The sequence below is a fragment of the Pseudomonas sp. NPDC087697 genome (assembly GCF_044743155.1).
Taxonomy (GTDB): Bacteria; Pseudomonadota; Gammaproteobacteria; order Pseudomonadales; family Pseudomonadaceae; genus Aquipseudomonas.
Map to the genome: position 1 here is coordinate 1 of NZ_JBIUVW010000015.1, position 21,856 is coordinate 21,856.

At 57.1% G+C, this 21,856-nt stretch carries 24 protein-coding genes and 4 tRNA genes; 8 read left to right on the forward strand and 20 right to left on the reverse strand.

Features of this window, described 5'->3' with window-relative positions; genetic code table 11:
- Positions 1 to 1,758: threonine--tRNA ligase (gene thrS / locus ACIPIN_RS13035; protein ID WP_401119166.1), on the reverse strand; the 1,758-nt coding region annotated here is incomplete at its 3' end.
- Between the two features lie 386 nt (positions 1,759 to 2,144).
- Between thrS and ACIPIN_RS13040 the strand changes: the two genes are divergently transcribed.
- Entirely contained in the window at positions 2,145 to 2,444 is a 300-nt protein-coding gene (locus ACIPIN_RS13040) for a hypothetical protein (protein WP_401119168.1), read from the forward strand.
- A 293-nt stretch (positions 2,445 to 2,737) separates the two neighbouring features.
- The gene (locus ACIPIN_RS13045; protein WP_003179963.1) at positions 2,738 to 2,950 is read left to right on the forward strand and encodes a cold-shock protein; all 213 of its coding nucleotides are present in this window, start codon (positions 2,738 to 2,740) and stop codon (positions 2,948 to 2,950) included.
- A 72-nt stretch (positions 2,951 to 3,022) separates the two neighbouring features.
- On the opposite strand, the gene ACIPIN_RS13050 is transcribed toward ACIPIN_RS13045, so the two are convergent.
- Positions 3,023 to 3,337, reverse strand: a complete 315-nt coding sequence (locus ACIPIN_RS13050; protein WP_401119170.1) for an I78 family peptidase inhibitor — start codon at positions 3,335 to 3,337, stop codon at positions 3,023 to 3,025.
- Between the two features lie 164 nt (positions 3,338 to 3,501).
- Positions 3,502 to 3,807: a hypothetical protein gene (locus ACIPIN_RS13055; protein ID WP_401119172.1), complete on the reverse strand. Its 306-nt coding sequence runs from the start codon at positions 3,805 to 3,807 to the stop codon at positions 3,502 to 3,504.
- A 128-nt stretch (positions 3,808 to 3,935) separates the two neighbouring features.
- Here ACIPIN_RS13055 and ACIPIN_RS13060 point away from each other — a divergent pair, with 128 nt between their 5' ends.
- Positions 3,936 to 4,148: a hypothetical protein gene (locus ACIPIN_RS13060; RefSeq protein WP_401119175.1), complete on the forward strand. Its 213-nt coding sequence runs from the start codon at positions 3,936 to 3,938 to the stop codon at positions 4,146 to 4,148.
- Positions 4,149 to 4,180: 32 nt separating this feature from the next.
- On the opposite strand, the gene ACIPIN_RS13065 is transcribed toward ACIPIN_RS13060, so the two are convergent.
- From ACIPIN_RS13065 to ACIPIN_RS13100, 8 genes are all read right to left on the reverse strand, one after another.
- Complete coding sequence (locus ACIPIN_RS13065; RefSeq protein WP_401119177.1) at positions 4,181 to 5,209, reverse strand: nucleoside hydrolase; 1,029 nt, start codon at positions 5,207 to 5,209, stop codon at positions 4,181 to 4,183.
- 61 nt (positions 5,210 to 5,270) lie between these two features.
- Entirely contained in the window at positions 5,271 to 5,675 is a 405-nt protein-coding gene (gene rbsD / locus ACIPIN_RS13070) for a D-ribose pyranase (RefSeq protein WP_401119179.1), read from the reverse strand.
- The gene (gene rbsK, locus ACIPIN_RS13075; protein ID WP_401119182.1) at positions 5,672 to 6,589 is read right to left on the reverse strand and encodes a ribokinase; all 918 of its coding nucleotides are present in this window, start codon (positions 6,587 to 6,589) and stop codon (positions 5,672 to 5,674) included. Before rbsK ends, rbsD begins: the two co-directional genes overlap by 4 nt.
- A gap of 23 nt (positions 6,590 to 6,612) precedes the next feature.
- The gene (locus ACIPIN_RS13080; RefSeq protein WP_401119185.1) at positions 6,613 to 7,632 is read right to left on the reverse strand and encodes a LacI family DNA-binding transcriptional regulator; all 1,020 of its coding nucleotides are present in this window, start codon (positions 7,630 to 7,632) and stop codon (positions 6,613 to 6,615) included.
- Positions 7,633 to 7,635: 3 nt separating this feature from the next.
- Positions 7,636 to 8,613, reverse strand: a complete 978-nt coding sequence (locus tag ACIPIN_RS13085; RefSeq protein ID WP_401119188.1) for an ABC transporter permease — start codon at positions 8,611 to 8,613, stop codon at positions 7,636 to 7,638.
- Positions 8,610 to 10,163, reverse strand: a complete 1,554-nt coding sequence (locus ACIPIN_RS13090; RefSeq protein ID WP_401119190.1) for a sugar ABC transporter ATP-binding protein — start codon at positions 10,161 to 10,163, stop codon at positions 8,610 to 8,612. Before ACIPIN_RS13090 ends, ACIPIN_RS13085 begins: the two co-directional genes overlap by 4 nt.
- Before the next feature lie 57 nt (positions 10,164 to 10,220).
- Positions 10,221 to 11,174, reverse strand: a complete 954-nt coding sequence (locus ACIPIN_RS13095; RefSeq protein ID WP_401119192.1) for a sugar ABC transporter substrate-binding protein — start codon at positions 11,172 to 11,174, stop codon at positions 10,221 to 10,223.
- A 234-nt stretch (positions 11,175 to 11,408) separates the two neighbouring features.
- Positions 11,409 to 11,864 (reverse strand): hypothetical protein, encoded by a 456-nt coding sequence (locus ACIPIN_RS13100; RefSeq protein ID WP_401119194.1) that lies wholly within the window; start codon positions 11,862 to 11,864, stop codon positions 11,409 to 11,411.
- A 350-nt stretch (positions 11,865 to 12,214) separates the two neighbouring features.
- On the opposite strand from ACIPIN_RS13100, the gene ACIPIN_RS13105 reads away from it, so the two are divergent.
- The 3 genes from ACIPIN_RS13105 (at position 12,215) to ACIPIN_RS13115 (ending at position 14,476) form a co-directional block, all read left to right on the forward strand.
- Positions 12,215 to 13,303 carry an asparaginase gene (locus ACIPIN_RS13105; protein ID WP_401119197.1) on the forward strand — a complete coding sequence of 363 codons (1,089 nt, stop codon included), beginning with the start codon at positions 12,215 to 12,217 and terminating at the stop codon, positions 13,301 to 13,303.
- A gap of 197 nt (positions 13,304 to 13,500) precedes the next feature.
- On the forward strand, positions 13,501 to 13,782 hold the full coding sequence (locus ACIPIN_RS13110; protein ID WP_123425762.1) for a DUF1654 domain-containing protein: 282 nt from the start codon (positions 13,501 to 13,503) through the stop codon (positions 13,780 to 13,782).
- Between the two features lie 4 nt (positions 13,783 to 13,786).
- Positions 13,787 to 14,476: an endonuclease gene (locus tag ACIPIN_RS13115; protein WP_401119200.1), complete on the forward strand. Its 690-nt coding sequence runs from the start codon at positions 13,787 to 13,789 to the stop codon at positions 14,474 to 14,476.
- A 16-nt stretch (positions 14,477 to 14,492) separates the two neighbouring features.
- Here the strand turns inward: ACIPIN_RS13115 and ACIPIN_RS13120 are convergent, their stop codons facing one another.
- Positions 14,493 to 14,858, reverse strand: coding sequence for an SPOR domain-containing protein (locus ACIPIN_RS13120; RefSeq protein ID WP_401119203.1), 366 nt, complete (start codon positions 14,856 to 14,858; stop codon positions 14,493 to 14,495).
- A gap of 248 nt (positions 14,859 to 15,106) precedes the next feature.
- On the opposite strand from ACIPIN_RS13120, the gene csrA reads away from it, so the two are divergent.
- The gene (gene csrA / locus ACIPIN_RS13125; RefSeq protein WP_007920550.1) at positions 15,107 to 15,301 is read left to right on the forward strand and encodes a carbon storage regulator CsrA; all 195 of its coding nucleotides are present in this window, start codon (positions 15,107 to 15,109) and stop codon (positions 15,299 to 15,301) included.
- 252 nt (positions 15,302 to 15,553) lie between these two features.
- Here the strand turns inward: csrA and ACIPIN_RS13130 are convergent, their stop codons facing one another.
- From ACIPIN_RS13130 to ACIPIN_RS13140, 3 genes are all read right to left on the reverse strand, one after another.
- Positions 15,554 to 16,009 (reverse strand): DUF2214 family protein, encoded by a 456-nt coding sequence (locus ACIPIN_RS13130; RefSeq protein WP_401119206.1) that lies wholly within the window; start codon positions 16,007 to 16,009, stop codon positions 15,554 to 15,556.
- Positions 16,010 to 16,490: 481 nt separating this feature from the next.
- On the reverse strand, positions 16,491 to 17,216 hold the full coding sequence (locus ACIPIN_RS13135) for a metallophosphoesterase (protein WP_401119208.1): 726 nt from the start codon (positions 17,214 to 17,216) through the stop codon (positions 16,491 to 16,493).
- 276 nt (positions 17,217 to 17,492) lie between these two features.
- Positions 17,493 to 17,569 (reverse strand) — tRNA-Val (locus ACIPIN_RS13140).
- A 183-nt stretch (positions 17,570 to 17,752) separates the two neighbouring features.
- On the opposite strand from ACIPIN_RS13140, the gene ACIPIN_RS13145 reads away from it, so the two are divergent.
- Complete coding sequence (locus tag ACIPIN_RS13145) at positions 17,753 to 19,036, forward strand: NAD(P)/FAD-dependent oxidoreductase (RefSeq protein ID WP_401119210.1); 1,284 nt, start codon at positions 17,753 to 17,755, stop codon at positions 19,034 to 19,036.
- Between the two features lie 211 nt (positions 19,037 to 19,247).
- Here the strand turns inward: ACIPIN_RS13145 and ACIPIN_RS13150 are convergent.
- The 5 genes from ACIPIN_RS13150 to ACIPIN_RS13170 form a co-directional block, all read right to left on the reverse strand.
- Positions 19,248 to 19,324: transfer RNA gene (locus ACIPIN_RS13150), tRNA-Asp, on the reverse strand.
- 95 nt (positions 19,325 to 19,419) lie between these two features.
- Positions 19,420 to 19,496, reverse strand: a tRNA-Asp gene (locus tag ACIPIN_RS13155).
- A gap of 54 nt (positions 19,497 to 19,550) precedes the next feature.
- A tRNA-Val gene (locus ACIPIN_RS13160) sits at positions 19,551 to 19,626 on the reverse strand.
- Between the two features lie 180 nt (positions 19,627 to 19,806).
- Entirely contained in the window at positions 19,807 to 20,583 is a 777-nt protein-coding gene (locus ACIPIN_RS13165; RefSeq protein ID WP_401119212.1) for an SDR family oxidoreductase, read from the reverse strand.
- Positions 20,580 to 21,791 (reverse strand): O-succinylhomoserine sulfhydrylase, encoded by a 1,212-nt coding sequence (locus ACIPIN_RS13170; protein WP_401119214.1) that lies wholly within the window; start codon positions 21,789 to 21,791, stop codon positions 20,580 to 20,582. The genes ACIPIN_RS13165 and ACIPIN_RS13170 overlap by 4 nt, the downstream gene beginning before the upstream one ends.
- Between the last annotated feature and the right edge of the window lie 65 nt (positions 21,792 to 21,856).

Consider the following 21,856-nt stretch of genomic DNA (forward strand, 5'->3'; position numbering starts at 1 on the left):
GAAAGTATGCTCGCGGATTTTAAAGCCGATGTTTTCATTTCTCAAGTCAGACTTGGCACGAAAACCGCTTTGATTGAGAGTTTTTTCAACTTCGGCGGCAAAATCTGCCTGTTTATCAGTGATATTCATGATCACTGCCTGAGTCGGAGCCAGCCACGCAGGGAACGCACCCTCGTAGTGCTCGATCAGAATCCCGACGAAACGCTCGAAGGAACCGAGAATCGCCCGGTGCAACATAACCGGATGCTTGCGACTGTTGTCTTCGGAGACGTATTCGGCTCCCAGACGGATCGGCAGGTTAAAATCGAGCTGCAAGGTACCACATTGCCAGACACGACCGAGGCAATCTTTTAGCGAGAACTCGATTTTCGGACCATAGAAAGCCCCCTCGCCTGGCTGCAGATCGTACGGCAGGCCTGCATTATCAAGGGCTGCGGCCAGCGCCGATTCTGCGCGATCCCACAACTCATCGGAGCCAACACGTTTTTCCGGACGAGTGGACAGCTTCATTTCGACGTCTGTAAAGCCGAAATCGGCGTAGACATCCATGGTCAGCTTGATGAACGCGGCGGATTCGGCCTGCATCTGGTCTTCAGTGCAGAAGATGTGAGCATCGTCCTGAGTGAACGCACGCACACGCATGATGCCGTGCAACGCACCGGACGGCTCGTTACGGTGGCAAGCACCGAACTCGGCCAGACGCATCGGCAGTTCACGGTAGCTTTTCAGGCCTTGATTGAACACTTGCACGTGGCAAGGGCAGTTCATCGGCTTGATCGCATAGTCGCGGTTTTCCGACTGCGTGGTGAACATGTTCTCGGCGTAGTTGGCCCAGTGCCCGGATTTCTCCCACAAGCCACGGTCAACCACTTGCGGAGTCTTGATCTCCAGGTAGCCGTTTTCACGCTGAACCCGGCGCATGTACTGCTCGAGCACCTGGTACAGGGTCCAGCCGTTCGGGTGCCAGAAAACCATGCCCGGCGCTTCTTCCTGAGTATGGAACAGGCCCAGACGCTTGCCGATCTTGCGATGGTCGCGCTTTTCAGCTTCTTCGATACGCTGGATGTAAGCTGCCAGTTGCTTCTTGTCAGCCCAGGCTGTGCCGTAAACGCGCTGCAATTGCTCGTTTTTCGCATCGCCGCGCCAGTAGGCGCCGGACAGCTTGGTCAACTTGAAGGATTTCAGGAAGCGGGTGTTCGGCACGTGCGGACCGCGGCACATGTCGACGTATTCTTCGTGATAGTACAGACCCATGGCCTGCTCGTTCGGCATGTCTTCGACCAAACGCAGCTTGTAGTCTTCGCCACGGCTGGTGAACACGTCGATCACTTCGGCGCGCGGAGTGACTTTCTTGATGACGTCGTAATCTTTTTCGATCAGCAGGTGCATGCGCTGTTCGATGGCCGCCAGGTCGTCCGGAGTGAAAGGACGCTCGTAGGCGATGTCGTAATAGAAGCCTTCATCGATGACCGGACCGATCACCATTTTCGCCGTCGGGTACAGCTGCTTGACCGCGTGGCCAATCAGGTGGGCGCAAGAGTGGCGAATGATCTCCAGCCCCTCTTCATCCTTTGGCGTGATGATTTGCAGGGACGCGTCGCTGTCGATGACATCGCTGGCGTCAACCAGTTTGCCATTGACCTTGCCTGCCACGGTGGCCTTGGCCAGACCGGCACCAATGGATGCGGCGACCTCGGCTACGGAAACCGGATGATCGAAGGAACGTTGACTGCCGTCGGGAAGAGTAATAGTGGGCATGGCGCCTCCTCTCCTAGTGGTGACCCCTACCAAAGGTCACGTGGGTTGGGATGAGCAGCCAGTACGCGATTCAGTCCAGGCCATTCAATAATGAACGCCTGCCTTACAGCGGCAGGAGCCTTGCGGGCCAACCGGAAACCGAACCAGAGTGACTGGAGATCAAATCAGGGTTATTCGGGTATTGGCCGCCGCTGGAGAACAGATCGTCCAGAGCCTGAAAATACCCAAGCGCTGGATCCTAGCACAGATGAACGGTCATCGCCGCGACCTTGTTTCGGCAACGCCGAATTCAGCGTTTTTGCATCAAAAAGTGAACTTGAGATGTACGGCCAACCTCAAATAGGCTGAGAATCGCCACAAATTATCGACCTCCCGGAGTTTCAGTCATGCGTCTTATCCGCCTTATCGCCCTTGCCTCCCCACTGGTAATGCTGCTCCCGCTGAGCGCGCAGGCCGCATGGCCCGCCGGCGCCAAAGAAAATTACATGAAAGATTGCATTGGCGCGGCCAGCCAGAGCGTCAACCAGACCGTCGCCAAGCAACACTGCACCTGCGGCGCCGATGTCCTGGAGAAGAAGTTCACTACCCAGGAAATCACCCAGCTGATGAACCCCAAGACGCTGCCGCCTGCGGACCTGCGGACCCGAGCCCTGAACGAAATCGCCGCCTGCAAGGTGCAGAAGTAACCCGCGGCCACGAGCCTTTTGGGCCTCAAGCAGGGTGAAAACCGCTCGAAAGCATGATTTTTATCAATATTTACGCAGCTTTTATGGGTTTTTTTAGGGGCTGTCGTTTCGACTGAAAGCCTTTAAAACCGGGGCTCACAGCCAATCAGACGGCTAAAAAAAGCGCGACTGATGGGCAATCCGCCGCCAGAGGGGGCTCCCAAGTCGAACATTTCGACTATGATACTCCGGTGTGCCCAGTTGGCCTGAGCAGCACAGTACTACTGAAAATATATGTTTCTTGGAGATACACCATGTCTAATCGCCAAACCGGCACCGTAAAATGGTTCAACGATGAAAAAGGCTTCGGCTTCATCACTCCTCAAGGTGGCGGTGACGACCTGTTCGTACACTTCAAAGCTATCGAAAGCGACGGTTTCAAAAGCCTGAAAGAAGGCCAAACCGTTTCCTTCGTGGCTGAGAAAGGCCAAAAGGGTATGCAAGCTGCTCAAGTTCGCCCAGAGTAACTTCCAGGCGCACTAAAAAAACCCCGTCCATGTGACGGGGTTTTTTATGGGCGCAACAAAAGCCTGATGCGATCAGCCGCAGTTGACGCGGGTAATCACCAGGTTGGAGTCGGTATTGAGGTTCAAACGATCTGAGCGGTATTCCAGAGTGATCATGTCGTTTGGCCCGAGGACTCGTGCAGTCTGCGACCCAGAGCGCGTGCGGGCCTGCTCCAGCAACTCTGGCGAAGCCTTTTTGCCAATGGCGAATTCGGCAGCCTTTGCCTCACAGCGGCCGTGACCGGCCTCGGCTACCACAGGGTCTTTCGCCGACTCGGAGGTACTGCTGCAACCCGCCAACATGACGGCGGCCAGCAAAGTACCCAATGACGCGAGCTTCCAAGGCATGACGCCTCCTTTTCTATAGTTGAGCTGAATTTGTGCGACAGCCGTTTTGGCGTTTGGTTTCATGGTCACTGCCATCACCCTGCCTTCAAAACCGTCAAGCGCGCAAGTCTGCCTGAGCTATCACGTGCTGTTCAGCGCGCAATCGTGACTGAATATGAGCAGGCTCAGTAGATATCGATGTAATCGAAAGGTGGTTTCGGCCAGTTCTGCTTCAACGCGTTGAATATCTGCATGACCCAGACCTCATCACTGGCGGCAACCATGCCTACATACCCGGAGCCTTTGGCCCACGTCTCAAGGCGAAACAGCAACCCGTCGATATCCGTTCCGCCAACGACACCCGACGAAATATAGGTAATACCTGACTTGGTAACCCGCAACTGGGTGTGCGTATCGTCGCTGGCAGACGCCAGCAACTGGCGCACAGCCTCAAGCGTCAAGCCGTCCGGGGTATTCAAATCGATCTGCACAGCACTTTCCTTGAAATCTACAAAGCCCAAGTGTCGCATAGCGCTCCGTTCATGCCTAAGTCAGAGTGCCAAAAGCTGCGCAAGGTGGTTAACTCAACACACAGACTTCCCGACCTCGCGAGACCATCATGACCACCGTGACCATCGACGCCGATATCAAAGTCAGCTGGCCCCAAGGCCACAGTTCTTACAGCCCCAGCAGCCCGGAAGAGTTGGCGATTATTGGCATAGACCTGCTGGTCAAGGACCTGGGCACAAAAGCCGCGCAACGGTTCATCGAGCAGATATTCGAGAAGTACCCCATCGACGACATGGGCGCACCCCACACGGAAAGGGAGTAAAACCCCGCAGGCTGGCACCTGCGGGGGCAGACTTACTTAAGACGAGCGAGTCGCGCCGTCAGCAAGTCGAAGAAGCCCTGAGCATCGCCGTTCGCGATCCAGAATGCATTTTTCGGGGCTTTCAGGCCGTCGTACCAGTCAACGATGGTCTGGCCGAAGGTTGGCCCTTCGCGACTGTCGACCACCACATTCACTGCACGCCCGGTAAACAGTTCAGGCTTGAGCAGGTACGCGATCACCGTGGCGTCATGCACCGGGCCACCGGGAATACCGTAGTGCTCCATGTCGCCTTTGATGTATTCGTTGAGAATGTCGCCCACCAGTTTGCTGGCGTTGTTGTTCAGCGCGGCAATCTGCTTCAAGCGGGCGTCACTGGTCAGAATCTTGTGGGTGACGTCCAGCGGCAGATAGGTCAGCTTGACGCCGCTCTTGAGGACAACTTCAGCTGCCTGCGGGTCAGCGAACAGGTTGAATTCAGCGACCGGAGTAATGTTGCCGCCGTTGAAGTGCGCGCCCCCCATGATCACCACCTCCTTGATGCCTTGGGTGATTTCCGGATCCTGAATCAGCGCCAACGCCAGGTTGGTCTGCGGCCCAAGCATCGCAATGGTGATGCTGTGAGGTTTAGCCGCGCGTAAAGTCTCGATCAGGTAACTGACCGCATCGCCTTTGGCCAGCCCTTTCTTCGGCTCATGCACAGTGACACCCGACAGACCTTCCTTGCCGTGAATATTCTCGGCATAGATCGGCGTGCGCATCAGTGGTTTCGGTGCACCCGCATAAACCGGCACCTCTTCGCGTCCTGCCCACTCACGGGCCAAGCGCGCGTTACGCGAGGTTTTGTCCAGCCGCACGTTACCGGCAACGGTGGTGAGTGCGCGGATGTTCAGTTCTTCGGGCGACGCCAGGGCAAACAGCAGCGCCACCACATCGTCGGCACCCGGATCGGTGTCGATGATCAGATCAATCTTTTCCGCCGCGTGGGCGCCTGTAGCGGTGAGCAAGGACAAGAGCAGCAGACTCCGGATCAGGTGATGCAGTCTTTGAGCATAGCGGTGCATGGCACACTCCTTGTGCATGGGTAAATCGAACCTGGATAAATCGAATCGGGATATAGCGGAATTAGAACGTTACACCGGCGACCAGCACGACATTGCAGTACGGCTGACATTCTCCCGTACGAACAATCGCCCGCGCCTGTCGGCTGAGGAGCTTGAATTCTTCATGACTCAGCAACCGCCGCTGGCCCATTGCGGCATTAGCCGTCAGCTCGTCGATCGCCTGCAGCGCCGGCGGCTGCTTGAGCAGGATTTCTTCGGCCAGCACATGGCTCTCCACCTGCATTTCACTGAGCACGACGTTCAAGGTACTGACAAAGTCCGGAATGCCTTGGGTCAACGCCAGGTCGATCAACTCAACCCCGGGCGGCACGGGCAGACCAGCATCGCCAATCACCAGCATGTCGCCATGGCCCAGAGAAGCAATTAGCCGCGACAACGCGATATTGAGCAAAGGTGTTTTTTTCATGATGCTTTAAAGGCCTGTACGTCTGACAAGGAAGGAATCGAGGGTTGCGCACCGGCCCGCGTCACCGACAAGGCTGCCGCGACCTGACCAAAACGAATCGCATCGGCTTCGCTTTTGCCAGAGGCCAACGCCGCTGCAAATCCGCCGACAAAGGTGTCACCGGCCGCCGTGGTGTCGACTGCCTTGACCTTGGGCGCCGGAAAATGCTCAACGCTCTGCCCATTGGCGAACAATGAGCCCTGGGCACCCAAGGTGATAATAACCTTGCCTGCACCGGCGGCGATCAATCGGCTCGCGGCCAGCTCGGCGCTCTCCAGAGAGTCCACCGGCAAACCGCTCAGGGCCGACGCTTCGCTTTCATTGGGGATCAGGTAATCGATTGACGAGTACCAGTCGGCCGGCAATGGGCCGGTAGCCGGCGCCGGATTCAGGATCACCGTTTTGCCCAGCTCACGACCGCGCTTGAGGACATAACCGACAGTCTGCATCGGCACTTCAAGCTGACAAATGATCACGTCGGCTGCCGTAAGCACCGCATCGAACCCGGCAACCACGTCAGGTGTCAGCAGACCGTTAGCGCCCGCAACGATGACAATCGCATTCTGGCTGTTGTCATCGACCACGATCAGCGCCACACCGCTGGAACCCTCGACCGATGTCAGCGCCTGGCAATCGATCTGTTCTGCCAGCAGCGCAGCACGCAACTGCTCGCCATAAGCATCGTCACCCACGCAACCGATCATCGACACCTGCGCACCAAGCCGGGCAGACGCGACCGCCTGATTAGCGCCCTTGCCGCCCGACACGGTGGCAAACGACTCACCCTGCAGCGTTTCTCCGGCATGCGGCAACCGCTGGGCGCGGGTCACCAGGTCCATGTTCAGACTGCCTACAACCACTACTTTTGCTGGCATACATCACTACTCATCAATTCACTTCAGCGGTATTGGTCGAATGCGCCGGCCAGCGGCGCGGTCGACTCTCGCATGACAATGCTGGGCGTCACGATCCGCTGATCGGTCGCCAGTTCAGGTGTCGCGATCCGTCGCAGCAGTACTTCCGCAGCCATTTCGCCAAGCTGCAGGATCGACTGGCCGACCGTGGTCAGCGCCGGATGGACATAACGGCTCATCTGAATATCGTCGAAACCGATGACTGAAAGCTCGCTCGGCACCCGGATATTGCGCTCGGCAGCCGCCCGCAGTACGCCGATACCGATCATGTCGTTACCGGCAAAGATCGCGCTGGGCGGGTTCTTTTCCAGCAAGATGGCCGCCGCGTTGTAACCGCCGGTGCTGGTGAAGTCGCTTTCGAGCATCCGCTCTCTCGACACTTCGACGCCCGCCTCTTTCAAGGCCCGGCAGTAACCTGCCAGACGCATCTGCGCCACACTGGTATGCGCCGGCCCGCCGATGTGGGCAATGTCCAGGTGACCCAGCTCCAGCAGATGCCGGGTCGCCAGGTAAGCACCATATTCATGGTCGATGCGCACCAGGTCGGCATCGAGCCCTTCCAGCCCACGGTCGACGATCACCATCGGCGTACGCACGCCAGCCAGCCCTTGCGCCAATCCGCTATCGCCCCCTGCGGACGCGACAATCAGCCCGTCGATGCGTTTTTCCAGCAGCACGCGCAGGTAACTGCGCTGCTTGTCCGGGTTGTCGTCGGAGTTGCAGAGGATCACGCAATAGCCATTACGCTCACAGTAATCCTCAATGCCACGGGCCAACTCCGCGAAGTACGGGTTGAGGCTATTGGGCACCAGCAGGCCGATGGTCGCGGTGGTCTTCGCTTTCAGCGAGCGCGCCACGGCGCTGGGCACGTAGTCCAGGCTTTTGATCGCGGCCTCGACCTTGAGCCGAACCTCTTCACTGACCGGCCGGGTCTTGTTCACCACATGGGAAACCGTGGTGTAGGAAATCCCCGCGAGCGCTGCCACATCCTTGATCGTTGCCATGATTCAGCTCCGTCGACTTGCACGTTGGCTACGGTAGGTGTCCAGCACCACCGCGACCACGATCACCGCGCCGGTGATGATGCGTTTGGTCGGTTCGGTCGCACCGATCTGCGCCAGCCCGGCAGCCAGTACAGAAATGATCAGGACGCCGAAGAAGGTGCTGATCACCGAGCCACGACCGCCCATCAGGCTGGTGCCTCCGATCACCACGGCAGCAATGACTTGCAGCTCCAGGCCGGAACCGGCATTCGGGTCCGCGGCTTCCAGACGCGAGATCTGGAACAGTGCGGCAACACCCGCCAGCAACCCCATCAGACTGAACACCAGAATTTTGTAGGGTTTTGGGTTGATGCCTGCCAGACGCACGGCCTCTTCGTTGGTGCCGATACCGATCAGGTAGCGACCGAATACGGTGCGGGTCAACACTGACTGAGCGATGAAGATGACCAGCAACGCGATGATGAACGATGGCGAAATACCAAAGGCAATCGGATTGGACAGCCAGGCAAAGGCATCACCAATGTAGGCCGTGCGTGAGCCGGTCATCTGGTAGGCAACACCGCGAGCCATTTCCAGCACGCCCAGCGAAACGATGAACGACGGAATACGCCAGGCCACGGTAATCGAACCGGTGATGGTCCCCACCACTGCTGCGGCGGCCATACCCAACAGCGCTGCCGGCAAGACACTCCAGCCCCAGCCAAGGATCGCCACACTGACAGTCGAGGCCGCCAATGCCAGCACCGAACCCACCGAAAGGTCGATGCCGCCGATGATCAACACGAATGTCATGCCGACCGCCAGCACCATAAGGTCCGGAATCTGGTTGGCCAGGGTGCTGAAAGTGTCATAAGAAAGGAAATGGCTGCTCAATACCGAGAACAGCGCAATCATCGCCAGCAAGGCACCGGCCAGGCCCAGGTAGGTGCCGAGGCCGTAAAAATTGCCACTACGTTTGCCAGCAGACAGTGCAGTTATCATGGGAGATCCCTAGGCGCCGCTTCATGGAGCAACGCATCACGTTTTTGGTAGCCGGCAAAAGCGGCGGCAAGCAAATCATCCTGAGTCCAGCTGTCGCGCTCGAAGGTGTCGATCAAGCGCCCGGCCGACAACACGCCGATACGGTCGCAGATCAACATCAGTTCGCGCAGATCGCTGGAAACCACAACCAGCGCCTTGCCCTGACGCGTCAGCTCGCCGAGCAACCCATAAATATCGAACTTGGCACCGACATCGATGCCGCGAGTCGGCTCATCGAACAACAGCACCGAACACTCACGCTCAAGCCAGCGACCTATCACGACCTTCTGCTGATTGCCGCCCGACAGCTCGGAAACCAACTGCGCAGGACTGGAACTGCGAATGCGCATGGCGTCGATCTGACGCTGCGCCAGCGCCATCTCATCACCCGGATTAACGATGCCGCCACTGGAGATCACCGGCATATTGCCCAGGGCAATATTGGCGCTGATCGACTGAGTCAGCAGCAGGCCCTCGCCTTTGCGATCTTCGGTGATCAGGGCAATGCCGTGACCGACCGCGTCGGCGGGCGAACGGATGCTCACCACTTGCGCCGGTGAACCGAGAGCGACCGTGCCGCTGTCTGCTGCATCGGCGCCGAAGATCAGGCGCAGCAGTTCCGTACGCCCTGCCCCGATCAAACCGGAAATCCCGAAAATTTCCCCGCTGCGCACCTCGAAAGACACATCGCGAACCTTGTCCGAACGGCTCAACCCTTTGACCGTCAGGGCTGGCGCACCGATTTGCCGTGGGCCGAGATCAATGTGCTCGCCCAGTTCACGCCCCACCATCAGATTGACCAGTTGCTCGCTGTTGTAATTGGCCATTGGCTCGACGCAGACCAGATTGCCGTCACGCAACACGGCAATCCGCTGAGCAACCCGCGCCAGCTCTTCCAGTCGATGGGAAATGTAAATGATCGCCACGCCGCGGGCTTGCAGGCGGGTGATTTGCTCAAAGAGCATCTCGACTTCACGGGCCGTCAGCATCGCGGTCGGCTCATCGAGAATCAGTACATGACAGTCGCCGATCAGGTTGCGGGCGATCTCGACCATTTGCTGATGACCGATCCCCAACTCACCGACCAGCGTGTCCGGATCGATCGCATCAAGCCCGACCTGAGCCATCGCTGCGATTGCCGCTTTGCGCAGTTGCTTGCGGCTGATCCATCCGCCATTGCTGGGCAGGTTATCGAGAAACAGGTTTTCCGCGACGGACAAGGTTGGCAGCAGATTGAGTTCCTGCATGACCATGCGAATGCCCAGCTCTTCAGCCTGGGTTCGGCTGCCAGGACGGTAATCGCGCCCCTGGAATTGCATCTGGCCGGTGGTCGGAGTGACCAGCCCGCCAATGATTTTCGACAGTGTGCTTTTGCCAGCACCGTTCTCGCCGGTCAACGCCAGCACTTCACCACGCATCAGCGTCAGATCAATGCCGGTCAACACCGGTTGCGCGTACGTCTTGCCGATACCGCTGACCGAAAGGACCGCGTTCGGGGCACAAACTGACATAAAAAACTCTCCATGCGCTCGCCCTTGCGAGCGAGCGCCGTTGTGTCGCCAGAATGATTACTTGGTAACCAGCTCAACTGGAGTTTCGATTACGCCGTTGGTGCCGCCGTCGATCTTTTCACCCTTGAGCATTTTCAGCGCGGTTTCAATGCCGAACACCGCTTGCCTGGCAGCGAACTGATCGGCAGTCGCCAATACACGACCGTCCTTGAGCATTGGTTTGATGGCATTGATGTTGTCGTAACCCACCACTTGCACCTTGCCCGCCTTGCCTGCTGCGCGCACCGCCGAAACGGCACCGACTGCCATGCTGTCGTTACCCGCCAACAGCGCCTTGATTTGCGGGTATTCGCTCAGCATCGACGAGGCAACCTGGTTGCCCTTGTTGATTTCCCAGTCGCCGGATTGCAGGGACACGACCTTGATCTGCGCCGCCTCCATCGCATCCTTGAAACCCGCGGTGCGTGCCTGGGCGTTAGTGGTCGTGGAAACGCCTTCGATGATGCCGACTTCGTCGCCGGCTTTCAGTTGCCTGGCCAGGTACTCACCGACCAGACGCGCACCTTTGCGGTTATCCGGACCTACGAAGGGCACACTGAGGTTTTTGCTTTTGAGCACAGCCGGGTCGAGCTGGTTATCGATGTTGATGACTGTGATACCCGCGTCGACGGCTTTCTTGATCACCGGCACCATCGCTTTCGAATCAGCGGGGGCGATCACCAGCGCATTGACCTTGGAGACGATCATCTGCTCGACAATGCGGATCTGGTTGGCGGTATCGGTTTCGTCCTTGATCCCGTTGGAGATCAGCTCGAAATCGGCAGGATGTTCTTTCTGGTAAGCCTTGGCGCCATCTTCCATGGTCAGGAAGAATTCGTTGGCCAGAGACTTCATGACCAACGCGACTTTAGGTTTTTCAGTGTCGGCGAAAGCCGAAGAGAGGGGCAAAGCAGCGGATGCGGCAGCCAGCATAGCGACAGCGAGAACACGTCCAGCGAATGGCAGCTTCATGAGTTCACTCCGATCTTATGATTATTGTGAGCAACGCTTGCACTGCATACGCTTCAGATCCGTTCGCCAGCGCTTTGATACGCCGGAACGAGGATCGCCATGCCAACTGAATCAAACCGCCGGCATGACCGCGCAAACGTTTGCGTAGACCGAACTATGCGAACCCTGCTGACATTTGTCAACGGTCAGAAAAAGCCGTTTTGTGGTCTGGCTGGCAAAAAACGGCAATACCTATTATGCCGTCGTGTTGACCACCGATCCGCTGCTGGAGCCCTTGGCCAGCTCCTTGACCAGATTGCCAGCCACCTCCATTAGCGCGCCGTTGGTGCTAGCGATCTGCGCCTGAATCGCCATGACCACAGTGGTCTTGGCTTCCGGCGTCGGGTATGACGCTGCCTGGGCCGCAGCCAGCTGCTGCTGTTGTTGACGCAGTTGCTCTTGCAGTTCTTTCATGCGCTTGAGCAGGGTCTTCACCGTGATGCTGGCGTTACCGCCGTCATCCGCGTTGGTCTCCGAACCCTGACTTTGCCCGACCGGGCCTGTCCTGACTTGCTTGCTGTCACCCTCCTTGCCACCCCCCAGTTGCGTCGCGGCTTCTGCCGTGGCGTCGTTCAATGCTTTGAGGGTAGCGAGCGACTTGCCGCCGATGGTGATGCCGCCAGCGTTTGGAATACCGACAGTTATGGACATATGAGCTCCTGCACAAAAAAAGATCCTTAAAAGACCATCGACCTCCGAGCGGTTTTCTTTAGCGTTAATGCCCTGTCAAAAATGCGGGAATCTTCGGCTCGTGCTGTAGGCATTTTCGGACAGCCGAACACTCCCTTTGCACATGTTCGGAAACCCGGACGGCGATCGCCTTGAGCGCAACCATCACTCAACAATAAATTGATATAAATCATAAGGTTAAAAAATTTTTTAATCCAAAGTATGACTGGTACAGATCCTGCTCTTACCTGGATACCCCGGCATACAGATCTGTTTGGGGTGTTTCTAGATGAACCTGCATCAGCACCGTCATCACTATTAGAGAGAAAATAATGAAATCTGCCTTCAACACCTTTGTTCCGGGCGCTTTGGCCCTCCTGCTGCTCCTCCCGACTGCACTGCAAGCAAAAGAAGTCGAAACCCAACAGAAACTGGCGAACGTGGTAATCCTCGCTACAGGCGGCACCATTGCCGGTGCTGGCGCCAGTTCAGCCAACAGCGCTACGTACAAGGCTGCAAAAGTCGGGATCGACCAATTGATCGCCGGCGTCCCTGAACTGAGCCAATTGGCCAACGTTCGCGGCGAGCAAGTGATGCAAATCGCTTCCGAGAGCATCACCAACGAAAACCTGCTGCAACTGGGCCGCCGCGTAGCCGAATTGGCCGACAGCAAGGACGTCGATGGCATCGTTATCACTCACGGCACCGATACCCTGGAAGAAACCGCCTACTTCCTGAACCTGGTGGAAAAAACCGACAAGCCCATCATCGTGGTTGGCTCGATGCGCCCAGGCACCGCGATGTCGGCTGATGGCATGCTCAACCTGTACAACGCCGTTGCCGTAGCCAGCAGCAAAGACGCTCGCGGCAAAGGTGTGCTGGTGACCATGAACGACGAGATTCAGTCGGGCCGCGATGTCAGCAAAATGATCAACATCAAGACCGAGGCGTTCAAAAGCCCTTGGGGTCCATTGGGCATGGTGGTCGAAGGCAAATCCTACTGGTTCCGCTTGCCAGCCAAGCGCCACACCATGGATTCGGAATTCGACATCAAAACCATCAAGAGCCTGCCTGACGTCGAAATCGCCTACTCCTACGGCAATGTCGACGGCACTGCTTACAAGGCCCTGGCCCAATCTGGCGCCAAAGCCATCATCCATGCCGGTACCGGCAATGGCTCGGTGTCTTCGCGTGTCGTTCCAGAATTGCAGGCGCTACGCAAGGATGGCGTGCAGATCATTCGCTCGTCTCACGTCAATGCCGGCGGTTTTGTCTTGCGCAACGCCGAACAGCCAGACGACAAGTATGACTGGGTCGTTGCGCATGACCTGAACCCGCAAAAAGCTCGCATTCTGGCGATGGTTGCGCTGACCAAGACTTCGGACAGCAAAGAACTGCAACGGATGTTCTGGGAATACTGATGCATTGCGTCTGACCTGATCAGGTCAGACGCTCTCCACACTCACTCGCCCGCTCGGGCGAGTGATCTACCCTCCCGTCCTCCTCGCAACTTCCTCGGAAAAACTTCCAATCGGTTTACACCAAGCGGAAAAACTCGCTGTCAGACGATCCTCTTGAATTTTAAGCAGTTGCGAAATTGCTTACAGTTAAATACTGTATGCACGTACAGCTTAATAAGGATTACTCCGTGGCCACGACCTCTTCAGCAGCGACTAACCCTCCAGGCTCTTACGAACGACTCGGTTTGCGCGTTCAAAAAATCATCAATTCCCCGACCGCCCAAAAAGCCAAAGCCGCATTGATCTTCCGCCTCCCCGACGAGCCGGTAGATGAATGGGAACGCTTGCTCGAGGAAATCGCCGAAAACGACAACGTCACCCTTGCTTATCGCGACGATGGCGGCGTGCAGATTTTCTGGGTTGTGCCGAAGGAAGACTGAGTCAATGATTGTTCGTTGTTTGGCTTTGCTGTTGCTCTTCGTTGTCGCGGGCGCTCAGGCCGATGCACCACGTACCTTCAACGAAGCAAAAAAGGTCGCCTGGAAACTGTACGCCCCACAGTCCACCGAGTTCTATTGTGGCTGCAAATACACGGGTAATCGGGTCGATCTGAAAGCCTGCGGTTACGTGCCACGAAAAAACGCCAATCGCGCCGCACGCATCGAGTGGGAGCACATCGTTCCCGCATGGCAAATCGGTCACCAACGCCAGTGCTGGCAACAAGGTGGGCGCCAGAACTGCACACGTCACGATCCGACCTACCAACGTGCCGAGGCCGATCTGCACAACCTCGTGCCAAGTGTCGGCGAGGTGAACGGGGACCGCAGCAATTTCAGCTTCGGCTGGCTCCCCGTGCAATCAGGCCAATACGGTTCGTGCCTGACCCAAATCGACTTCAAGGCAAAGAAGGTCATGCCCCGCCCTTCCATTCGCGGGATGATCGCTCGTACCTATTTCTATATGAGCAAGCAATACGGTTTGCGACTGTCCAAACAGGATCTGCAACTCTTCGAAGCCTGGAACAAGACTTACCCGGTGCAAAGCTGGGAGCGCCAACGCAATCAGAACGTGGCGTGCGTGATGGGACGCGGTAATGAGTTCGTCGGCCCCGTCGACATGAAGGCCTGCGGCTAGCAGGCACCAGAATCAGTTATTGAGCCGCGCTGTGCTCAACGACCATTGATTCGATATTCATCTTCTTCGCCTTGGCCAGGGCTGCGATCAGCTCGACCTGCCTTGCCTCGGCTTCGGCTTTTGAGTTGAACGGCCCGACCAGCACGCGCTGTTTGCCGTCTTGCGTTACCACGTAGGAAACAAAACTGTGCTCGATCAGCCAGCCGGTGAGATCACTGATCGCCTGCATGGTCTCGCCCTGAACCAGAACATCCCATTGTGGTGCAGCAGCCGCTGCGGGTGCAGAGACAACCGGCACCTGAGGTTTTTTCGACTCCCCGGTCTGTTCCTGGCCACATCCAGTCAATACCAATACCGCAACCACCAACGCCATTTTGCGCACAACTTTTCCCTCAGAATGCCAAAGCCAGGATTTTATCACCCAAAAATGCCTCACGACCCAGTAAACAGGCGTCAAAACAACGAGAATGATGTTTCTCGCCTCTGTATAGTCGCACCTTGGGAATTAATGCAGCGTCTGCACGTCAGAAAGAGGCACCCAAACCGTGACACTTCGCACTAATCTATAGGTACTACCGACATCTGCATTGTCTGAGTCAGGTGCCCTACAAAGCTATCAAGGAGAAGATCATGCTGATACTCACCCGCAAAGTCGGTGAAAGCATAAACATCGGTGATGACATTACAATCACCATTCTGGGCGTTAGCGGCCAGCAAGTCAGAATCGGCATCAATGCCCCGAAAGACGTTGCGGTGCATCGCGAAGAAATCTACCAGCGTATTCAGGCCGGTCTTACTGCGCCGGACAAGCGCGAAACCCCCTGAGCCCCGTCAGCAATCAGTAGCCAGCCCTTTCTCTTACAGCAACGGCTGGCTAAAGATTCTGTGCACTACCGCTCCGCTCTCCTTTCTCCATGGCAACCACGCACGCCCAATCGGCCTCAGACTGTCGCTGAAAAGGTGAAGCCGATATTAACGACATCACCATGAGCCTTGCTGTCAGACAATTCGGATTCAGCCCGGTGAAAACCTCACAATCGGCCTGGGCACTTCAGTCCATTGCGCAACGACAGCCGACTATCCGAACGCCACACCTCGCGCCATGCCTGTCGCAGCCACGACTATCAAGATAATCAACAGCGCCTCGATATGACTGATGCGCGCAAAAAGCCTGGACCTCCCGACATCAATCGGCGCACCTCGGCTCAAAGCGATCCGCCATTTGATCAAGGCCACCATCGGCGCAATCTCGAGCAACAGGATGATGACGAACAAGGTCATTTTCAGATGGAACAGCGGCTGATGCAGGTAATAGTCCGAACCCTTTTCGTACCCGCCAAAGGCACGGATCCCACCGGTAATCAGAAGAATCGCTGCGGAGATTCCCCAGAAGTTATCTGCCAGCAGGACGCTACGAGCCCCCGTGCCATCCGAGGCAACTCGACGAAAAGCCATACCGCGCGTTAGCACTCCCCAGAGTGCCAGGGCATAGGCCAAGAGATGAACCGCTGCAAGAAACCAGTGAACCAGCATCGATTTGCTCCCCATTCAAGACGAAAAAATATCGGCCTGTCAGTAGTAGCCCAAAACGCCCGGCTTCGCTCACAAGACAAACCAGCATCCCGCTCCTGACTTCAATTGGTCGCGATCAAACCGGCACACAACTGCTTTTTATTCTGGCGTTTCGTCGCCATTCGATTGATTGGGCTTGAGCCTCGGAGCACACTTCAACGAGTTGAAGGATCAACGCCCCCATCGATAAAAAGCCCGCCCACACGCGGGTTTTTTTTCGTCCGTGCAATGGTCGTGACCCGAAGCATATGAAGAACCCAGCGCGATGGCTGGGCTCTGTTTATTGCCTGTGTTCCATCATCTTTTCAGCAAGAAGTTCAGCCCTATCGACCAACAGGTTTTGCCTGTCTTCGTGATTCGATTTTGCTCCCCTACCGTCGGTGCCGTGAGATTGCTTTGCGCTATCAGCGCACGACGAGACACGTGCCCGATCAGGCGTTGCTCACACCCTTTCCTCCCATTTTGGATTGACCGGTGGGAAGCACTCGAGAGTGGCCAGATCAATCAGCGTGAAGTGGCCGCCCATCCCGCCGCCAGTGTCGATGTGGTAGACGTTGCCCAGCACCGCCGGCTGATAGACCACCGTGTGGCCAACGATCACCGCCCTGATGCCACTGACGCCGGTGTCGTTTTCGTTGGTAATGCGAGTGCGCGACCACTGGCAGATTGTTTGGACACTACGCTGCATCGCGCCTTGCTCGAGCTCAAGGGCGCCAAGCATTTGCGCCCAATCATCGAACGGGCAATCGGCATGCACGATCCCCACCAGGCCAATAGGTGTCATCACCTCAATTGCGATAGGCAGTTCGGCGAACAGATCGACATAGAAGGCCTGTTCAGCGGTGGACAGACCATACAGCCAGGCGCCACCGTTGATAATGTGCAGGTAACTGGCCTGGCCTTTATGGCTGAGCCGATGGGCATCGACCGCCATTTGCTCATGATTGCCCTGCACGGCAAAGAACCATGGCTTGGCCAGCCACACGTCAACGTCAGTAGATTCGGGACCGCGGTCGACCATATCGCCAACACTGAAGAGGCGGTCGGTCGCGGGGTTGAAGCCGACAGCATCAAGCGCAGCTTGAAGCTTGGTGAAATGGCCGTGAATATCACCAACGGCAAAGTCGCGGCCGGCGGTGTTGATTGTGAAACGCTGAACCTGGGTCATGCTGCCACCCCCGGTACCTTCATAAGGCCCTTTTCAATCCAGTGCATTCGGGTTTCGGCCAGTGCTCGGATCAAATCGCGGTCGGTGTATTCGCCTCGCTTACGGCTCTTATGCTAACTCCTTGAACGCTTCGAACTCAGTCATTTCCGAAGGTAAATGGCCGGCCTGACGATGTAACGCAATGGTGGCTTTGCAGAAGTTTTTAAATCGCAGACACAAAAAAGGGCCAACCTTTCGGTTGACCCTTCTAGACCGCCCAGCAGAGCGGATTTTGTTTGGTAGGCGCGATTGGACTCGAACCAACGACCCCCACCATGTCAAGGTGGTGCTCTAACCAACTGAGCTACGTGCCTGCTGTGAGGCGGCATTCTACGGAATTCCGAAGGGGTGTCAACACCTTTTTTTCACCTAACCCTATGAATATGCAAAATATTTAATTTTGGTACCGCAAAGAAGGTATTCGGGTCGCTGGCAGTCGATTTTTAACTCAGGTAGGATCGGAGCACTCGTAAAATATATTAAACAGAGGCTGCAGGATGGCGAACACCCCCTACCCGGAATCCTATTACGCCGCGTCGGCCAACGCCGCCCCGTCGCGCCCTTCGCTACAGGATGACGTAGAGACCGATGTCTGTGTAATTGGCGCAGGCTACACCGGCCTGTCCAGCGCACTGTTTCTGCTGGAGAACGGATTTCGGGTGACGGTCCTGGAGGCAGCCAAAGTCGGCTTTGGCGCCTCGGGCCGCAATGGCGGTCAGATCGTTAACAGTTACAGCCGCGATATCGATGTCATCGAGCGCAGCGTTGACCCGAAGCAAGCGCAAATGCTCGGGCAAATGGCGTTCGAAGGCGGCAAGATCATTCGCGACCGCGTGGCCAGATACCAGATCCAGTGCGACTTGAAGGACGGCGGCGTGTTTGCAGCCATCACCAGCAAGCAGATGGGCCATCTGGAGTCGCAGAAGCGCCTGTGGGAACGCTACGGCCACACTCAACTGGAACTCATGGACAAGCGCCGCATTCGCGAAGTCGTCGCCTGCGATCAATACGTGGGCGGCATGCTCGACATGAGTGGCGGCCATATCCACCCGCTCAACCTCGCCCTGGGCGAAGCTGCGGCTGTCGAGTCGCTGGGCGGGACCATTTATGAGCAGTCGCCGGCGGTACGGATCGAGCGTGGCGCCAATCCGGTAGTACACACACCTCAAGGCAAGGTCAGAGCCAAGTTCATCATCGTCGCCGGCAACGCCTACCTGGGTAATCTGGTTCCAGAGCTGGCCGCCAAATCGATGCCGTGCGGCACACAGGTGATTACCACCGAACCCTTGAGCGAAGAACTGGCGAAGAGCCTGCTGCCACAGGATTACTGCGTCGAGGACTGCAACTACTTGCTCGACTACTACCGCCTTTCTGGCGACAAGCGTCTGATCTTCGGTGGTGGCGTCGTGTACGGCGCTCGGGATCCGGCAAACATTGAAGCGATTATTCGACCGAAGATGCTAAAGGCCTTCCCGCAGCTTAAGGATGTGAAGATTGATTACGCCTGGACCGGCAATTTCTTGCTGACTCTGTCGCGTTTGCCGCAAGTCGGACGCCTGGGCGACAACATCTATTACTCTCAAGGCTGTAGCGGCCACGGGGTGACTTACACGCATCTGGCAGGCAAAGTCCTGGCCGAAGCCTTGCGTGGCCAGGCAGAGCGCTTTGATGCCTTTGCGGACCTGCCGCACTACCCTTTCCCGGGCGGCCAACTGCTGCGTACGCCATTCGCCGCGCTAGGCGCCTGGTATTACGGCCTGCGAGACAAGTTCGACTTCTGACTTATCGCGCCCACAAAAAACCGCCTGTTCAGGCGGTTTTTTGTGGAAGAGCAATTGAGCACCACCTTGACATGGTGGGAGCCAAAATTCGGATTCCGAAATCCAGAAACAAAAAACCCCGGTCTTTCGACCAGGGTCTTTGCTATCGACTCGAAGTAGCCAGTGGCTTTCTTCGTAGCTTCAAGGCGTTCAGTGGGCCTTGAGGCAGATATGGCGCAGCGGACGGGACTCGAACCCGCGACCCCCGGCGTGACAGGCCGGTATTCTAACCGACTGAACTACCGCTGCGTATCGCTCAGACTTGCGTCTGTGTGAACCTTTGTCGGACTGAAGAGCTTGTAAGCTTTTCAATCTCAAACCGGGAAAACCCGATCTGGAAAATATGGCGCAGCGGACGGGACTCGAACCCGCGACCCCCGGCGTGACAGGCCGGTATTCTAACCGACTGAACTACCGCTGCGCGTCGGTGGAGGCTTTTTACAGCTTCCTTCCTGCTTTCGCAAGACTCTCAAAGTGGTGGGTGATGACGGGATCGAACCGCCGACATTCTGCTTGTAAGGCAGACGCTCTCCCAGCTGAGCTAATCACCCTTTGCATCTCTGAGGCCGCGAAATTTACGCAGATACCGAAGCTAAGTCAATAGCAGCGTTAGAGTTTTTTCAAAAACAGTTTTTAGTGGCAAGCTTGAAGCAGCAAGCAAAAGCAGTTACGCGCAGACAGGCACAACACTGATCCGCTTTTACTTGCCGCTTGTAGCTTAAAGCTGCCTTTCACTGCTGGTAGACCATTTTCTTGGTCATGCCACCGTCGACCACAAACTCCTGGCCCGTGACAAACCCGGCATTCTTTGACAGCAGCCAGGCCACCATCGCCGCCACGTCCTCGACCGTCCCTACCCGGCCCGCCGGATGCTGGGCATGATCAGCGTCGCTCAACGGTTCGGCACGCCGCGCCACTGGATCACGCGCATCAATCCAGCCGGGGCTGACCGCATTGACCCGAATTTCCGGTCCCAGACTGATGGCCAAAGCATGAGTCAATGCCAGCAAGCCACCTTTGCTCGCCGCGTAAGCCTCAGTATCCGGCTCCGACTGCGCGGCTCGGGTTGAGACCAGATTGACGATCGCCCCGCTGTGAGCACGCAAATAAGGCGCGCAGTGCTTGGCCAGTAACATGGGCCCACTAAGGTTCACCGCCAACACACGATTCCAGTAAGTCAGATCGAGACTTTCCAGGGTGATGTTGTGCGGATCAGCGACCGCCGCATTACACACCAGCGCATCGATACGACCGAATTGCCCAAGCACCTCGGCAACACCTTGAGCCACTTGCTGCTCGTCGGCCACGTCCATGGTGATGAACCAGGCGTTTTCACCCAGCACCCTGGCAACCTTTGAGCCGCGCACCCGATCAAGATCGGTCAGCACCACCTGCCAGCCCTCACTGATCAGCCAGGCGGCAATCCCCAGGCCAATGCCACGCGCGGCACCAGTGACCAGTGCAACCCGGCCATTAATGCCACTTGCAGGCGTGGACAACTCGATCACAAGGCAGCCAGCCCGCGCGCCAGATCCGCCTGCAGGTCAGCCACATCTTCCAGGCCGACCGCAATGCGGATCAAGCTGTCACGGATCCCGGCCGCCTCACGTTCTTGCGGCGCCAGGCGACCGTGAGAGGTGGTGCTCGGATGGGTAATAGTGGTCTTGCTGTCACCGAGGTTGGCGGTGATCGAAATCAAACGCGTGGCATCGATAAAGCGCCAGGCGCCCTCTTTACCACCCTTGACCTCGAAACTCACCACTGCACCAAAACCCTTCTGCTGACGCTGAGCCAACTCATGCTGCGGATGGCTCTTGAGACCGGCGTAATGGACTTTCTCAATACCGTCCTGCTGCTCCAGCCACTCGGCCAACTGCTGGGCATTGGCGCAGTGCGCCTTCATGCGCAGGCTCAACGTTTCCAGGCCCTTGAGGAAGATCCAGGCGTTGAACGGACTCAAGGTCGGCCCGGCAGTGCGCAGGAAGCCAACGATTTCTTTCATCTGCTCGCTGCGACCGGCCACTACGCCGCCCATGCAACGGCCCTGGCCGTCGATGAACTTGGTAGCAGAATGCACGACCACGTCCGCACCGAGCTTCAGCGGCTGCTGCAAGGCAGGCGTGCAGAAACAGTTGTCGACTACCAGCATCGCGCCTTTGGCGTGAGCGATTTTGGACAACGCAGCGATGTCCACCAGCTCGGCCAAAGGGTTGGAAGGCGACTCGACAAACAGCAATTTGGTGTTGGCCTTGATCGCCGCGTCCCAGCCGGACAGCTCCGCCAGAGGCACGTAGTCGACTTCTATACCAAAACGCTTGAAGTACTTTTCGAACAGGCTGATGGTCGAACCGAACACGCTACGCGACACCAGCACATGATCGCCAGCACTGCACAGACTCATCACCACCGCGAGAATCGCCGCCATGCCAGTGGCCGTCGCCACTGCCTGCTCAGCACCTTCGAGGGCGGCAATACGCTCTTCGAACGAGCGAACGGTTGGGTTGGTGTAACGCGAGTAAACGTTGCCCGGCACTTCGCCAGCGAAGCGCGCCGCCGCATCGGCAGCGGTACGGAACACGTAGCTTGAAGTGAAGAACATCGGATCACCGTGTTCGCCTTCCGGCGTGCGGTGCTGACCGGCGCGTACGGCCAGGGTATCGAACGCTACGCCATCGAGGTCGCTGTCCAGCCGACCGGCATCCCAATCCTGACTCATGCTGTCACTCCTTGCCCCGTGCTTGATAGATACAAATTCTTTGATAGATACAAAACCGGCCCCTC